The 14,941-nt window shown below is 71.8% G+C and carries 9 protein-coding genes; 4 read left to right on the forward strand and 5 right to left on the reverse strand.

All coding sequences use genetic code 11. The features are described from left to right. Positions 1 to 43: 43 nt before the first annotated feature. From QK444_RS17900 to QK444_RS17910, 3 genes are all read right to left on the reverse strand, one after another. Positions 44 to 349: a hypothetical protein gene (locus QK444_RS17900; protein ID WP_282781757.1), complete on the reverse strand. Its 306-nt coding sequence runs from the start codon at positions 347 to 349 to the stop codon at positions 44 to 46. A 189-nt stretch (positions 350 to 538) separates the two neighbouring features. Then, the gene (locus tag QK444_RS17905) at positions 539 to 4,648 is read right to left on the reverse strand and encodes an HAD-IC family P-type ATPase (protein WP_282781759.1); all 4,110 of its coding nucleotides are present in this window, start codon (positions 4,646 to 4,648) and stop codon (positions 539 to 541) included. Then, positions 4,645 to 5,160, reverse strand: a complete 516-nt coding sequence (locus QK444_RS17910; protein WP_282781761.1) for a flavodoxin domain-containing protein — start codon at positions 5,158 to 5,160, stop codon at positions 4,645 to 4,647. The genes QK444_RS17905 and QK444_RS17910 overlap by 4 nt, the downstream gene beginning before the upstream one ends. Positions 5,161 to 5,341: 181 nt before the next feature. Here QK444_RS17910 and QK444_RS17915 point away from each other — a divergent pair, with 181 nt between their 5' ends. Then, positions 5,342 to 6,319, forward strand: a complete 978-nt coding sequence (locus QK444_RS17915; RefSeq protein ID WP_282781763.1) for a magnesium transporter — start codon at positions 5,342 to 5,344, stop codon at positions 6,317 to 6,319. Here the strand turns inward: QK444_RS17915 and QK444_RS17920 are convergent. Continuing rightward, complete coding sequence (locus tag QK444_RS17920; protein ID WP_282781765.1) at positions 6,286 to 7,182, reverse strand: DUF302 domain-containing protein; 897 nt, start codon at positions 7,180 to 7,182, stop codon at positions 6,286 to 6,288. The genes QK444_RS17915 and QK444_RS17920 overlap by 34 nt on opposite strands. A gap of 23 nt (positions 7,183 to 7,205) precedes the next feature. Next, complete coding sequence (locus tag QK444_RS17925) at positions 7,206 to 8,201, reverse strand: NAD(P)H nitroreductase (RefSeq protein ID WP_282781767.1); 996 nt, start codon at positions 8,199 to 8,201, stop codon at positions 7,206 to 7,208. Between the two features lie 134 nt (positions 8,202 to 8,335). On the opposite strand from QK444_RS17925, the gene otsB reads away from it, so the two are divergent. The 3 genes from otsB to QK444_RS17940 are packed head-to-tail and all read left to right on the forward strand — an operon-like array spanning position 8,336 to position 14,828. Then, positions 8,336 to 12,295 (forward strand): trehalose-phosphatase, encoded by a 3,960-nt coding sequence (otsB, locus tag QK444_RS17930; RefSeq protein ID WP_282781769.1) that lies wholly within the window; start codon positions 8,336 to 8,338, stop codon positions 12,293 to 12,295. 2 nt (positions 12,296 to 12,297) lie between these two features. After that, complete coding sequence (locus QK444_RS17935; RefSeq protein ID WP_282781773.1) at positions 12,298 to 13,206, forward strand: ABC transporter ATP-binding protein; 909 nt, start codon at positions 12,298 to 12,300, stop codon at positions 13,204 to 13,206. Next, complete coding sequence (locus tag QK444_RS17940) at positions 13,203 to 14,828, forward strand: ABC transporter permease (RefSeq protein WP_282781771.1); 1,626 nt, start codon at positions 13,203 to 13,205, stop codon at positions 14,826 to 14,828. The genes QK444_RS17935 and QK444_RS17940 overlap by 4 nt, the downstream gene beginning before the upstream one ends. The last annotated feature ends 113 nt before the right edge of the window (positions 14,829 to 14,941 follow it).

The following is a 14,941-nucleotide window of genomic DNA, read 5'->3' on the forward strand; positions in this document are numbered from 1 at the left end:
TCGGCGGCCGTGGCGCGGACATCGCCGCGATCGGCCGTGCGCGTCACGGCTGCCTCTCGTCGTCGCCGACGATGCCCGCCCGGTACGCGGCGACCGCGCGGTCGGTCACCCGGTGCACGGGCTCCCCGCCCTCGGCGGCCCGCTGTGCCAGCCAGCGCGCCAGATCGGTCCGCACGGACAGCGTGGCTCGACCTCCGAACCGCACCAGCCCCAGCACACCGAGCAGCCCGATGATGCCGAATACCGTCACCAGATCCCAGGTGCGCCCGGTCGCGGCGTCGATCAGCCCGACGATCGCGGCCGCGACGACGCCGAACCACAGTGCCCGGGTCCGCCGATTCGGCGTCATACCCGGCCTCCACGACGAATACCTTTGCGTGTCACGGTGGTTCTCCTTCTACGTCGAGCTGTTCGGTCCATTCGATCAGCGCCGAACGGACCGATGTAGGGGCCACGGTCCCGGGATGTGGGGACGATGGTCGCGTGGGAGCGCGACAGCGCATCGACCGCTCGGTCCGCGTGCCGACGTGGCGTTGGATCAACGTTGGCGGTGGGCGGCGACCGCGGTGCCGACACTCGCCACGGTGGCGATACCCCACCCGAGCGGCCCGAGCGGGCGGCAGCCGAAGAAATAGCTGGTCGGCGGAAACTGAACGAGTGCGAAGAGCGCCGCGGCGGAACCCAGGGCGGCCGCGAGCACCAGGGGGTCGCCGTGCGAATCGCGGGCGGTCTGGGTCAACTGGGTGCCGACCAGAGCGGCGAACCCGACGGTCCCGGCCTGCCGGGGCGGGCAGAGCAGCCGCGCGGTCAGCCAACCGGCCGCGGCCGCGGTACCGGTCGCCATCGCACGGGCGGTGACATCGCGCCGCAATGCCGTGCCTACCGCCGAATCCGGCCCCTCGGACAACAGCATGGCCGGGGTGATGCCGCGCGGTGGACGGGCGGCCACCACCAGGGCGGGCAGCAGGTCCGTGAGCAGATTGACCGCCAGCAGCTGGCGGGCGTTGAGCGCCGGACTCCGGTCCAGCAGTGCCGAGCCGACGGTGAAGGCGATCTCGCCGAAATTGCCGCCGACCAGCATGGAGACGCTGTCGCGCACAGAACGCCACATGGCGCGGCTCTCGATGACGGCGTCCACGATGGTCTCGATGTGTTCGTCGGTGACGACGATATCGGCGGCCTGTTTCGCGGCCGGTGTGCTGCGCGGGCCCAGCGCGATGCCGACATCCGCCAATCGGATGGCCGGAGCGTCGTTGGCGCCGTCGCCGGTCACCGCGACGGTGTGACCCGCACGGCGCAGCGCGCCCACGATGGCGGCCTTGTGCACCGGTGAGACGCGCGCGAATACCGCTGTCTCGGCGACGAGTTCGGCCAGTTCGGCCTCGGTTCGGGTCTCGACCTCCGCACCGGTGATGACCCGGCCGCCGGTGCGCAGCCCGAGTTCGGTGGCGATACCGAGCGCGGTGCGCGGATGGTCACCGGTGAGCATGACGGCGTCCACGCCCGCGGCGCGCAGATCGCGCACCGCCACGGCGGCGGTGGGCCGCACCGGGTCGGCCAGGCAGAGCAGACCGGCGAACACCAGGCGTTCGATGCGGTCGCTGTCGAGTTCGCCGCGCTGGGAAGCGGCGCGCTCGGCCACCGCCAGCACCCGGAAGCCCCGCTCGGCGAGCTGTTCCACGGTGACCCGCAATTCGTCGAGGTCGGCATCGGTGAGCGGGGCGACCGTATCGCCGCGGCGGCGGCCGATACAGCGCGGCAGGATGATCTCCGGTGCGCCCTTCACGCTGAGCAGGTGGCGGCCGTCGGTGCGGCCGAGCACCGCGTGGAACCCTCGACCGGGTTCGAACGGCAACTCCTGCACCATGATCCAGTCCGGCTCGGCATGGTCTCGCTCGATAGCGGCGACAGCCGCGCCCCGCACCACCGCGCGGTCGGTGGGATGCGGGAGGGGCTGCCCCTCCGGGCCGACGGGGGTGGCACGCAGCGCGGCGGCCAGCACGTCGCGTCGCGCACCGGTGAGCGTGTCGACCGCCTCGTCCACCGTGCCGTCACCGACCCGGCGCAGGCGGATATGCCCCTCGGTGAGCGTGCCGGTCTTGTCGAAGCAGACCGTGTCCACGCGGCCCAGCGCTTCCAGGGTGCGGGGCGTGCGCACCAGCACATTGCGCGTCGACAGCCGTCGCGCCGCCGCCAGTTGGGCCACGGTCGCCACGAACGGCAGCCCCTCGGGCACCGCGGCCACCCCCAGCGCGACCGCGGAACCCACAGCGGCGGACAGCCGTCCGCGCAGCAGCCCGATACCGAGAACGGCGGTGGCCGCGCCCACCGAGACGCGCATGGAGAGCCGGGTGAGGTCGTCGAGGCGGGCCGCGACCCCGCTGGCGGACTCGCCGCTGTCGGCGAGCCGCCCGCTGCGGCCGGTCTCGGTCTCCGTGCCGACGGCCACCACCACGGCGGTGCCGCTGCCGGCCACCACATCGGTGCCCGCGTACAGCATGCTGGCGCGGTCGGCCACCTCGGCGGCGTCGACGGGTGCGGGATCCTTGGGCACCGGCAGCGATTCACCGGTCAGACTGGATTCGTCCACCTCGAGATGGTCCGCGTCGAGCAGGCGGCAGTCGGCGGGTACGGCATCACCCGCTCGCAGCACCACGATATCGCCGACCACGAGTTCGCTGGCGGGCGTGATGCTTTCCCGCTCCTGTCGCCGCAGCCGGGCCTGCAGGGAACCGATCTCGGCGAGGCGGCGCACCGCGCGACCGGCCGCCGTCCGCTGCACCGCGCCCAGCAGCGCGTTGCCCATCATCACGAGGAAGACCAGTCCGGCGTCGAACACCGATCCGCTGGCCGCCGACACACCCGCACCCGCGGCCAGCGGTGCGGTGAGCGGGGTGTCGAGTTCGGACAGTGTTGCCCGCCACAGGGTTTCAGCGGGTTCTGCGATATCCGTGGGCGCGATGCGCCGCTGGGCCGCCTGTTGATCGGTCAATCCTGGCAGACCGGTGCCGAGGGCGGCGAGCGCCTCGTCCACGGGCATGGCATGCCAGGGCGTGCTGTCGCTCGGCGCGGGTGGGGCTTGCCGGGCCAGTGCGCCGACCGACCAGATGCCGGTCGCGACGGCCGCCAACGCGGCCAGTCCGACCGGGAAGGTGCCGCGCTGGCAGGCCCCGCGTTGCGGGCCGAGCAGACCCAGCACCGCCCCGGATATCGAGCCGAGCAGGGCCAGTCGCACCCCACGCGCGCTGTTGCCTCCGGCCGCACCGCAGCCGCGCAGCAGCAGCCATGCCTCGGAAAGGCCGGGGCCACACAGGATATCGGCCGCCCACGGTGGGGTACGGCCGTCGGTGAGGATGCCGATGGCGCAGTCGGCGGCGGCCAATCCGGGGGCATTGTGCCCCGCGATCAAGGCGACCGTATGTCCCTGCGCCTGGAGTTCCCGCACCGACGCGGCCAGGTGGGGTCCGCCGCCCAGACTGTCATCGGCGCCGACTCGCTCGGCCAGCCCGGAACTGCGGGGTGCGACGACGACGCGGCCGACGCGGTGGGCGGCGGCCATCACCGCGTCGGTGAGTGGATCGAGTCTGCCCTCGGCGTCGACGAGCACCTGCGCGTCGATCACCACGGTGTCGATGCGGTCGAGCAATGCCAGCGCGGCCGGATCACGAACCAGCACACCACGATCGCACAGGGTGCGGGCGAGCGCGGCCGTATAGGCGGCAGCACCCATATCGGCGGCGCGTGGCGCACCGATCACAATGGCCCGTGCGGCGCGGGTGAGCCCGGCGACGGGAAGGAGCAGGGCCGCCGCACTCACCGTGACCGCACCCGCTTTCCGCTCGTACCGCTGGACGGGACCCGGCGGCAGGGGTGTCGGACGGGCGTCGGGTGCTGGCTGTGCCTGTGCGGCCGCCGCGCGGGCGGTAGCGGTGAGCTCTGCCGCCCGCCGTTCCCAGGCGTGGCGGCGGGCCAGGGCGGCGGGGAGTTCCACCGCGCGCAGCCCGGCATCGGCCAGCGCCGAGAGCGGATTGCGGCTGGCCGCCGAGACGACCGAACCGGCCAGCGACAGCACGGCATCGACCCGCACCGCTCCGAATCGGCTGTCGAGTTCCGTGCGCAAGCCGGGAATCAGATCGACCGCGTGCACGGCGGCGATCGACTCGGGCGGAAGAGACAGCGTGGGTGCAAGCCGTCCCACCAGTCCGACCACGGCTCCGGCCAGATCGCCGCCGAGCGCGACCAATTCATCGAAGATCGGTTCGAAGCTGGCCGGATGCAGCGGTCTGTCCCGAGGCCGACCGGTCATGGCGTACTCGTGCTCCACGTGGGCGACGGTCTCGCTCAGACGCGCCACATTGACCCGCTCGGGATCGAAGTCGACGATCACGTCGCCGAGGATCCCGTTGACCGCCACCCAGCGCACCCCGTCGAGTGCGCCCACCGCGCTGCGCAGTGCGGCGGGATAGTCCGCGGGCGCGTCGACGTGATGCACCCCGCGGGCCTCGATGTGGGCGCGACCGTCGCGCGCCCAGATCTGTCGCCCGGCGGCCTCGTTGCGTACCGCACGCACCGTATCGCCCGCCAATGCCGTGACGAACCGAACCGCCGCACCGACCCCGAACACCGCTGCCGCCGACGTGGGCTTCACCGCGCGGGCGGTGTGGACAGGTCGGTGGCGATCGCGGCGGCCCAGGCTCGGATGCGTGCACGGTCGCGGAAATCACCGGCGGAGTTCTTGGCCATCGCCGACGCCGTGAAGCCGCGTGCGTCCGGGAGCAGTCGCCCGCCGAAGATCGTGTAGCCGCGGGCGTTCACCCGTGCGGCGGCCTTGCGGACGGCACGGGCGCCGAAGATCTCGTCCGGGTCCACCCGGTCGGCCGAATCATCCAGCGGCCCACTGCCGAACATCCATACCGGATGGTCCGGGAGGGTGCGATGGAAGCGACGGACGAAGCCGCGGGCGTGGCGATGCCAGCGGCCCGCGTACAGCGCCCCGCCCAGCACGATCGCGCCGTAGCGTTCGAGGGAGCGCACCTCGGCGGCGGATCGGACCTCGGCGGTGACGTGTTCGGCGCGCAACGTGTCACCGATCCACTCGGCGATCTCAGCGGTGCCGCCGCGCTTGGATCCGTAGGCCACCAGAACGGTATCCACAATCATGACGAACCTCCTCGTGCTCGATTCCACTCCGGTCGCGACTCGCGGCCCAGGGCCGAAAGGCAGGCGGCCGCAGGTACTTCGGCTGTCGGTTCGCGGGCGCGAAGTCGGTCGGGCGTATGCGCGCGGGAGCGGTAGGAGGCGAGCGCTGGCGTGCGCGGGTGCCGGGGGCTAGCGTTCGGCTGTGGAGAGCAGGATGATCGCCGCCGATGTCCTCGATACCGCGGCCGCGCACGCGACGCGGGACGTCCCGGTCGTCGAACCGGCGGAGACGGTGCGGGCGGCGCTCGCGGGGATGCGGGGCCGGCGGTTCGCCAGTGCGGCGGTGGTGGTGGTCTGCCGGGACGGCTACCTTGCCGGACTGGTCACCATCGAACGGCTGCTCGCCGCGCCGCCGGACAGCCCGGTCGGTGAGGTGATGGACACGGACCCGCCGACGGTGGCGGGGCACCACGATCAGGAAGCGGCGGTCTGGGAGGCGCTTCGCCACGACGAGCCCGGCCTCGCCGTCGTCGACGCGGACGGCAGGTGGCTCGGGGTGATCCCGCCGCAACGGCTGCTGGGACTGCTGCTGGCGGAGCACGATGAGGACGTGGCCCGGCTGTCGGGCTATCTGGCCTCGACATCCACGGCGCGCACGGCCACCACCGAGCCGGTGGCCCGGCGACTGTGGCACCGATTGCCCTGGCTCGCGGTGGGTTTCGTGGGCGCGATGCTGGCCGCGGGCGTGGTCGACGCGTTTCGGGGGCAGCTCGAGCGGGAGGTGTTGATCGCCTTCTTCATTCCGGGCGTGGTGTATCTGGCCGACGCGGTCGGCACCCAGACGGTGGCGTTGGTGGTCCGCGGGTTGTCGGTGGGGGTCGGCATCCGCGGGATCGTGGTGCGTGAAACCGTGACCGGCGCAGTGATCGGTCTGCTGGTCGCGGTCGTATCGTATGCGTTCACCCTGGCGGTCTGGGGCGATGCGGAGGTTTCCGCCGCCGTGGCCATCGCGCTGCTGGCCGCCTGTTCGGTGGCGGCGGTGGTGGCCATGGTGCTGCCGTGGGCGCTGTCGCGCCTGGGCATCGACCCCGCGTTCGGGTCGGGGCCGCTGGCCACCGTGATCCAGGATCTGCTGTCGATCGTGATCTACCTCGGGGTCACCGCACTGGTGGTGACCTGATCGGTCTCGCGCGCCGCCGTCAGCGCCGCGATGAGCAGCCGCCGGGTCTCGGCGGCCACCGGCAGCAGGTCCGCCAGCGGCAGGGCGGCCGCCAGCACCTCGGGATCGGCGACTTCCACCTGGGTGCCGCCCTCGACCGCGCGCACCACCACGGTGCAGGGCAGCAGCAGTCCGGCCTCGCGGTCGGCCGCCAACGCCCGTTGGGCCAGCCCCGGATGGCAGGCGCTGAGGATCGTGTAGTCTTCGACGGGCTCGCCCAGCCGAGCGTGCAGCAGCGCCCGCACATCGAGATCGCCGACCACTTCGAAGTCGTACTCCCGCAGTACTTTCCGGGTCCAGTCGAGCGCCGTCGCGAACGGTTCGTCCAGCAGCAGCGCGATACTCGGCGCGGGAACGACCGGGATGGTGATCTCGGTGAGTAGTTCCCGGGGGTCGGACACCTCGTCCGGGCCGACGAGATAGGCTTCCCGTGCGGGTCCGGCCGCACGATAACCGTTGTCGCGCAACCACGCCCGCAGCGATCTGTGCACGGCTTCCAGCTCCCGGTAGCCGCCGCGGTAACAGATCCGGGCCACCATGCGGTCCGGTTCCAGCAGCAGCGTCGCACCCGACGCGGGACCGAGTTTGGGCGCGGGTTCCACCACGACGCCGAAGTCGACGACGGTGGAGCCGTCCGCGGCCGGTGGCTCGCGGAAAGTGATGGTCGACGCGCCGATGGTGGTGAGTTCGGCGCGCTGCGCGGTGGTCACCAGTTCGCGCATTCCCTCCGCGATATCCGTGCCCACCCGGTCCGCTCTGATCTCACGCGGCAGGCACAGCATGGTTTGCGGGGGCGTGCGGCAGATGCTGACCCGGTATTTCATCGGGCTCTCCTTCTCGGGCGTGCTCATCTCGGCATGGCCAAGATGTCGGCCAGGGGGCGGCGCGGCGTGACCGTCTCGGTCTCCGAGACGGTTTCCGATTCCGGCTCCGGTGCCGTACCCACCCGAACCAGCACCTGCGGCAGGTCGCCCCGCCCGGTGAGTTCCCGGACCACGGCCCGGCCGCGTGGATCCTCGGTGAGGTGGGTCAGCGGACAGGTCGCCGACCCGGCGACGGTGCATTCCAGCAGCACCGTGGAGAGGGCGGTACCGCAGCGCAGCAGTTCCTCGGGTGTGTCGCCGAGGGTGGACAGCACCAGGACGGCCGCATGGTCGGTATCGAGTTCGGCGCGGCGCGAGGCCGTCGCGGCGGCGGGGAAGGCTCGGCCGATACCCACGCGCGCCTGCTCCTCCGGATTGGCCAGCGCTGTCCGGGGCACGCCGCCCGCCGCTGCGGAATGCCCGGTCCACCAGCGTAATTCGGCCTGGTACCCGGCATCGTAGCGGCGCACGGCGGCGGTGAGGCCCGAGGCGTGCGCCAGTCGGGCGCGACTTTCCGGACCGAGCACGCTCACGACCGCGTCCTCGGGATCTACCACCGTGCGTAGCACGGTCTCGAGTTCGTCCCATCTCCTCGGCGCGGCGAACGGCAGCCGATCGGTGTGCCGCCGGACGATGGCGTCGGCCCGTTCCCGATCGGCGTCGGTGACGATCCGAGCGGGACGGAAGGTGACGGTGGCGAGGTGATCGTGACTGTTCGGGTCGGGGAAGTGCGCCACGGTGCAGCGCCACCCCGCCGCCGCCATGGCGACACGCAGGTGGTCGAGCGTGACGCCGCAGCTGATCAGCAACTGGCGGCGGCACGGATCGGTGGCGGGCAGCAGCCGCTCCGGAGCCGCGAACAGGCGCAGCGCGGCCCCGTCGAAGGTCCACCGCCACGGCTGGCTGTTGTGCAGCGACGGCGCACGACCGGCCAGCAGCACGGCCTTCTCGATGGTGACGCCGGTGGGCAGAACGGTCATAGCGCTCACGGTAGGCGCGCGTGGCGACGGTGTAACGAGTCCTAGGTCCCGAACCACCGGGTACCGCACCCCCCGAGGGTGCGGGGACTTTGTTCTCTTGCTGGACAATCCCCGCGCCAGCCAACCTGGGAGGTGTGTACGCCGATACCGCAGCGCTGATCGATGCGCGCCGCCACGACGCTGTGCTCTTCGATATGGACGGGGTCGTCACCGACAGCGCGTCGATGCACGCCGCGGCCTGGACCGAGCTCTTCGACGACTTCCTCGCCCGGCGCGCCGGTGCCCGGGGTGAACGGCTCACCCCGTTCACCCACGACGACTACCTGCGCTACGTCGACGGCAAACCGCGCTACCGCGGCGTGGCCGATTTCCTTGCGTCCCGGGACATCTCGCTACCGTGGGGCGATCCGTCGGAGCACGGGGACGTCGACACCGTATGCGGGCTCGGCAACCGCAAGGATCGCCTGTTCCTCGCACGGGTGGCGCGGGACGGCGTGCGTGTCTTCGACGGTACGGTGGCGTTGATCCGACGGCTGCACGCCGCCGGTCTCGGCACGGCGGTGTTCTCCGCCAGTCGCAATGCGGCCGAGGTGCTGGCGGCGGCCGGGCTGGCCGACCTGTTCGAGGTGCGGGTCGACGGCCTGGAGGCCGAAAGGCTCGGGCTGGCGGGCAAACCCGACCCGGCCATGCTGCTCGAGGCGGCGTACCGGCTCGGGGTCGAGCCCGAGCGCACGGTGGTGCTCGAGGATGCCGAGGCCGGAGTGGCGGCCGGTCGCCGAGGCGGCTTCGGATCGGTGATCGGCGTCGACCGGGGCGGACATGCCGACCGGCTGCGCGAGCAGGGCGCGGACACCGTGGTGGCGGACGCGTCGGACGTGCTGCTGCGCAGCGGATTTCGCCGGGTATCCGAACTCCCGGACGCGTTGCGGTCGTGGTCGCGGATCACCGATCTGCTGGATACCGGCAAGGCCGCCGTACTGCTCGACTTCGACGGCACACTCTCCGATATCGTGCCCGATCCGGCCGCCGCGCAACCGGTGGAGGGCGCGCGGTCAATACTGGCCGAACTGGCGGCGACCTGCCCGGTCGCGGTGGTCAGCGGCCGCGCACTGGAGGATCTGCGGACCCGGGTGGGGATGGACGGGCTGTGGTACGCGGGCAGTCACGGCTTCGAGCTGATGGCCCCGGACGGCACCCGGCACGTGCACGGCGCGGCACCCCATGCCGAGGCGGTGGTCGAACAGGCGGCGCGGTTGCTGCGCGACCGGCTCGCCGACGTGCCCGGGGCGCTGGTGGAGCCCAAACGGTTCACCGTCGCCGTCCACCACCGTACGGTGCCGCGCGAGCAGGTCGCGGCGGTGGTGAGCGCCGCCCACGACGTGGCACGGGCGGTGGGGCTGCGCGCCACCGGCGGCCGCAAGGTCACCGAACTGCGCCCCGATGTGGAGTGGGACAAGGGCCGGGCGCTGCGCTGGATCCTGGACCGGCTCGCCGTGCCCGCCGTGCCGGTGTACCTGGGCGACGACCTGACCGACGAGGACGCGTTCGACGCCATCGAGGCCGACGGTATCGGCATCGCGGTCCGCCACGCCGAGAGCGGGGACCGCTACACCGCCGCGCGCTTCGCGGTGGCCGGACCACGCCGGGTGCGCGACCTGCTGGACCGATTGGCGGACTGGCTGCGCACCGACCCCGACCTGTCCGCCTCGGAGCAGTGGATGCTGACCTTCGAGGGCTACGACCCGGCCGCGGAGAAGCTGCGCGAAGCGTTGTGCACGGTCGGCAACGGCTATCTGGGCACCCGCGGGGCCGCCCCGGAATGCGCCGCGGGCGAACGGCACTACCCCGGCACCTATGTCGCGGGCGTCTACAACCGGCGCTTCGACCAGATCGCCGGACGCACCGTGGACAACGAGAGCCTGGTGAATCTGCCCAACTGGCTGCCGGTCACCTTCCGGATCGGCGACGGCGACTGGTTCGACGTCGACCACGCCGAACTGCTGTCCTATCGCCAGCAACTGGACCTGCGCCGGGCGATTCTCATTCGGCGCTTCCGATACCGCGACACGGCCGGACGCATCACCACGGTGCGGCAGCGCCGCTTCGCCGCCATGCACGCACCCCATATCTGCGCGCTGGAGACCACCCTCACCGCCGAGAACTGGTCGGGGCCGGTGACCCTGCGCTCGGTCATCGACGCCGACGTGCGGAACACGCTGGTGGATCGCTATCGCGCCCTGTCGGGCGACCACCTGGTGCCCGTCACCACCGCCGTGCTGTCGCCGGATGCCGTGCTGGTCGCCGTGCGCACCAACGGCTCCGAGATCCCGATCGCCGTGGCCGCCCGCTCGACGGTCCGTGTCACCGGCGAGACCTGCTATGAGACAACGAGATTCATCGACGAAGGGCGGGTGGTCGGCCAGGAGTTCACCGTCGACACCGCCGAGTGGGGTTCGGTGACGCTGGAGAAGGTGGCCACCGTCTACACCGGACGCGACCACGCCATCGCCACCCCGGCCGAGGCCGCCGCCCGGGAGCTGGCCGCCTGCGGCGACTTCGCGCGGTTGCTGGCCGAGCACGACACGGCCTGGGAACACCTGTGGGAGCGGGCGCGTTTCGACCTCGACGGCCACGACCACGGGGTGCGCCTGGTGCGCTTCCACCTCATGCATCTACTGCAAACCCTGTCCCCGCACACCGCCGATCTCGACGTGGGCGTACCCGCCCGCGGGCTGCACGGCGAGGCGTATCGCGGGCACGTGTTCTGGGACGAGATGTTCATCTGCCCCGTCCTCACCGTGCGCTTTCCCATGGTCACCCGCGCGCTGCTGCGCTACCGCCACCGCCGCCTGCCGGAGGCGCGGCGGGCGGCGCGGGCGGGCGGCTGGGCCGGTGCGCTGTTCCCCTGGCAGTCCGGCAGCGACGGGCGCGAGGAGTCGCAGCGCCTGCACCTGAATCCGGAATCGGGACACTGGAATCCGGATCCGAGCGTGCGCGCCCACCACGCGGGGCTGGCGGTCGCCTACACCGTGTGGGAGTACCACGAGGCCACCGGGGACGTGGAGTTCCTCACCGAGTACGGGGCCGAACTGCTGGTCGAGATCACCCGGTTCTGGGCGAGCCGGGTGGGGTACGACCCCGAGCGGAATCGCTATCGCGTCCGCGGCGTCATCGGGCCCGACGAATTCCACTCCGGGTATCCGGACGCGCCCCTGGACGGTATCGACGACAATGCCTACATCAATGTGATGGCGGTCTGGACCATCCGGCGCACGCTCGATGCCCTGGCCCTGCTGGGTCCGCGCGAGCGCGGGCGGTTGCTGGAATCGCTCGGGGTGGATCCCGGTGAACCGCGCATCTGGGAGGACCTCACCCGGCGCATGTACGTGCCGTTCCACGACGGGGTGATCAGCCAGTTCGACGGCTACGACCGGCTCGCGGAACTGGATTGGGCCCGCTACGGCGATATCCAGCGCCTGGACCGGGCGCTGGAGGCCGAGGGCGACGACGTCAACCGCTACCGGGCGGCCAAACAGGCCGATGTGCTGATGCTGTTCTATCTGCTCTCGGCCGACGAGCTGCGGGCGCTGCTGGCCGACCTCGGCTACGAACTGCCCCCGGAGATGATTCCGCGCACCATCGACTACTACCTGGCGCGCACCTCCCACGGCTCCACCCTCAGCGCCCTGGTGCACGCCTGGGTGCTGGCCCGCGCGCACCGGGATCGGGCCGCGGAGTTCTTCGATCGGGTGCTGTCCTCCGATATCGCCGACATCCAGGGCGGCACCACCGCCGAGGGAATCCATCTGGGCGCCATGGCGGGCAGCGTCGATCTACTGCAACGCTGCTTCACCGGCCTGGAATTGCGTTCCGGCCGACTGATATTCGACCCGGCGTGGCCGAAGGAACTGGGCACGCTCAGCTTCCCGATCGTCTACCGGGGCCACCGCATGACCGTCGGCGTCGGCGCGACCGAACTCGAGGTCCGCTCCGATCCGGGAGCCGTACCGGATATCGAGATCGAATGCCGCGGCCGGGTCGACCGGCTCGCCGCGGGCCGCACCGTACGGATTCCCCTGGCGGAGAAGGGATGACCATGACCGACGCGATCACCATCACCGGCCTGACCAAGACGTTCGGCCGCACACGCGCGCTCGACGAGCTGAACCTCACCGTGCGCACCGGAGAGGTGCACGGATTCCTCGGACCCAACGGGGCCGGGAAGACGACCACCATCCGGATCCTGCTGGGACTGCTGCGGCCCGACGCCGGGACGGTGCGGATGCTGGACGGCGACCCCTGGCGGGACGCGGTGGCCCTGCACGCCCGGCTGGCGTACGTGCCCGGAGAGGTGACGCTGTGGCCCGGCATCACCGGCGGCGAGGTCATCGACCTGCTGGCCCGGCTGCGCGGACGGGCGGACCGCCGCCGCCGCGACGACCTGCTGGAGCGATTCCGGCTCGATCCCAAGGTGAAGGCGCGCGCCTACTCCAAGGGCAACCGGCAGAAGGTCGCGCTGGTGGCGGCGCTGGCCTGCGAGGCGGAACTGTATCTGCTGGACGAACCCACCGCGGGCTTGGACCCGCTGATGGACGCCGAATTCCGTTCCTGCGTACGGGATCTGACGCGGCGGGGGAGTACCGTGCTGCTGTCGAGCCATATCCTCGGCGAGGTCGAGGCGCTGTGCGATCGGGTGAGCATCATCCGTGACGGACATACCGTCGAGAGCGGCACCCTCGCCGAGCTGCGGCATCTGACCCGCACCACCATCACCGTCGAAACCGTGCGCCCGACAACGGAACTGGGTTCGGTACCCGGCGTGCACAACCTGGTCGCCGACGGCACCCGCGCCCGCTTCGACGTGGAACCGGAACATCTCGACGCCATTCTGCGCTCGCTGGCCTGGCTGGGGGTGCGCAGTCTGGAGAGTGCGCCACCGACCCTGGAGGAACTGTTCCTGCGCCACTACGGCAGCCGGACCGAGCCGGTACGGGCGTCGTCGTGACCGCCCCGGATACCGGGACGACCCGGGAGACGCGGCCCACCCAGGCGGCGGGGGCGGGCACCCTGCTGCGCTTCGCGCTGCGGCGGGAGCGATTCACGCTGCCCTGGTGGATATTCGGCCTCGGCGCGCTGCTGGCGTTGCAGTCGGTGAGCAGCCAGCGCCTCTACGACACGCCCGAGAAGCTGGAGGCGCTGCGGCGGACCATGGGCGGCAATGCCGCCGTGGTGGCGCTGGGCGGGCCGCTGCGACTGCTCGACACCATCGGCGGGGAGGTGCTGTTCGAGATCTTCACCTACCTCGCCATCGTGATCGCGCTCATGAATATGTTTCTGGTCGGCCGCCACACCCGCACCGACGAGGAGACCGGTCGGGCCGAACTGATTCGCTCCGCCCGGGTCGGTCGGCGCGCGGCACTGGTCGCGGCGCTGCTGCTGGCCGTCGCGGCGAACGCCGTCGCGGCGGTGGCCGTCTGCGCCGTCGCGGTGGGGACCGGCCTGCCGGTGGGCGGTTCGCTACTGCTCGGGGCCGTGCTGGCCGGGACCGGGGTGACCTTCGCCGCGGTCACGGCGGTGGCGGCGCAGATGTTCGAGAATCCACGCAGCGTGTACGGTGCCGTGTCGCTGGCCCTCGCCGCCGCCTGGGTGCTGCGCGCGGTGGGCGACGTGGGCAATGGCACGGCGTCGTGGCTCTCACCGATCGGATGGGGGCAGCGCAGCTATCCCTACGTGGTGGACCGCTGGTGGCCGCTGCTGCTGTTCGCGGCGGCGACCGCGGTCCTGTTCGCGGTGGCGGTATGGCTGCTGGACCGGCGCGATTTCGGTTCCGGGCTGTTCGCGTACGGCACCGGGCGGGCGACCGCGTCCCCGGCCCTGCGATCCCCGGCGAGCCTGGCGTGGCGGCTCCAGCGCGGTGCGCTGATCGGCTGGGTGACAGGTGTTTTCGGGCTGGGACTGGCCTATGGATCATTCGCGGACAGCATCGAGGAGTTCATCGCCGACAATCCGGATATCGCCGCGTTCCTGCCCGGCGGTGCCGATGACGCCGTGGATTCGTATCTGGCGCTGTCCCTGTCGACGCTGGCCCTGCTGACCGCCGCCTACACCGTCACGGCGGTGCTGCGGGCGCGCGGCGAGGAAACCGAGGGCCGTGCCGACCCGTTGCTCGCCGCCCCGGTCGGCCGGACGACCTGGTTCGCGGGCCATCTGAGCGTGGCGTTGATCGGCAGCGCCGTGGTGCTCGCCGCCGGTGGGATCGGCGTCGGACTGAGCCACGGCATGATCACCTCGGCCGCCACCGAACCGCTGCGGCTGGCGGCCGCCGCACTCACCTACCTGCCCGCCGCCTGGCTGGTCGCGGCCGTGGCCGCACTCGCCTACGGCTGGCTGCCGCGCCTGGCCACTCCCGTCTCGTGGGGCTATTTCGCCTACTGCGCGGTCGCCACCCTCTTCGTCGAATCCTTCGATCTCCCGGCCTGGTTCGACCAGGCCACCCCCTTCGCCCACCTGCCCCGAGTCCCGCTCGACGACCCCCGGCCCGGCCCGCTGCTCACCCTCCTCGCCCTGACCGGCCTCGGAATGCTGGCCGCTCTGGCCGGGCTGCGCCGTCGCGATATCGGCTACTGAACCGTTCCCCGGGCCGCTGACGATCAGGGCGGACGGCATAGGCACCTCGAGTAGCGGCTACGGGAGGCCACTTGCGCGGACGTGGAAAGGCGCGGCCGCACCGGGGGCTCGCC

The sequence above is a fragment of the Nocardia sp. CC201C genome, assembly GCF_030010695.1.
GTDB lineage: Bacteria > Actinomycetota > Actinomycetes > Mycobacteriales > Mycobacteriaceae > Nocardia > Nocardia otitidiscaviarum.

What these genes read in the sequence shown, in the direction of transcription:
- QK444_RS17900 (WP_282781757.1), bottom strand. Translation starts at nt 349, where the DNA reads ATGACGCCGAATCGGCGGACCCGGGCACTGTGGTTCGGCGTCGTCGCG.
- QK444_RS17910 (WP_282781761.1), bottom strand. Translation starts at nt 5,160, where the DNA reads ATGATTGTGGATACCGTTCTGGTGGCCTACGGATCCAAGCGCGGCGGC.
- QK444_RS17920 (WP_282781765.1), bottom strand. Translation starts at nt 7,182, where the DNA reads ATGAAATACCGGGTCAGCATCTGCCGCACGCCCCCGCAAACCATGCTG.
- QK444_RS17925 (WP_282781767.1), bottom strand. Translation starts at nt 8,201, where the DNA reads ATGACCGTTCTGCCCACCGGCGTCACCATCGAGAAGGCCGTGCTGCTG.
- QK444_RS17935 (WP_282781773.1), top strand. Translation starts at nt 12,298, where the DNA reads ATGACCGACGCGATCACCATCACCGGCCTGACCAAGACGTTCGGCCGC.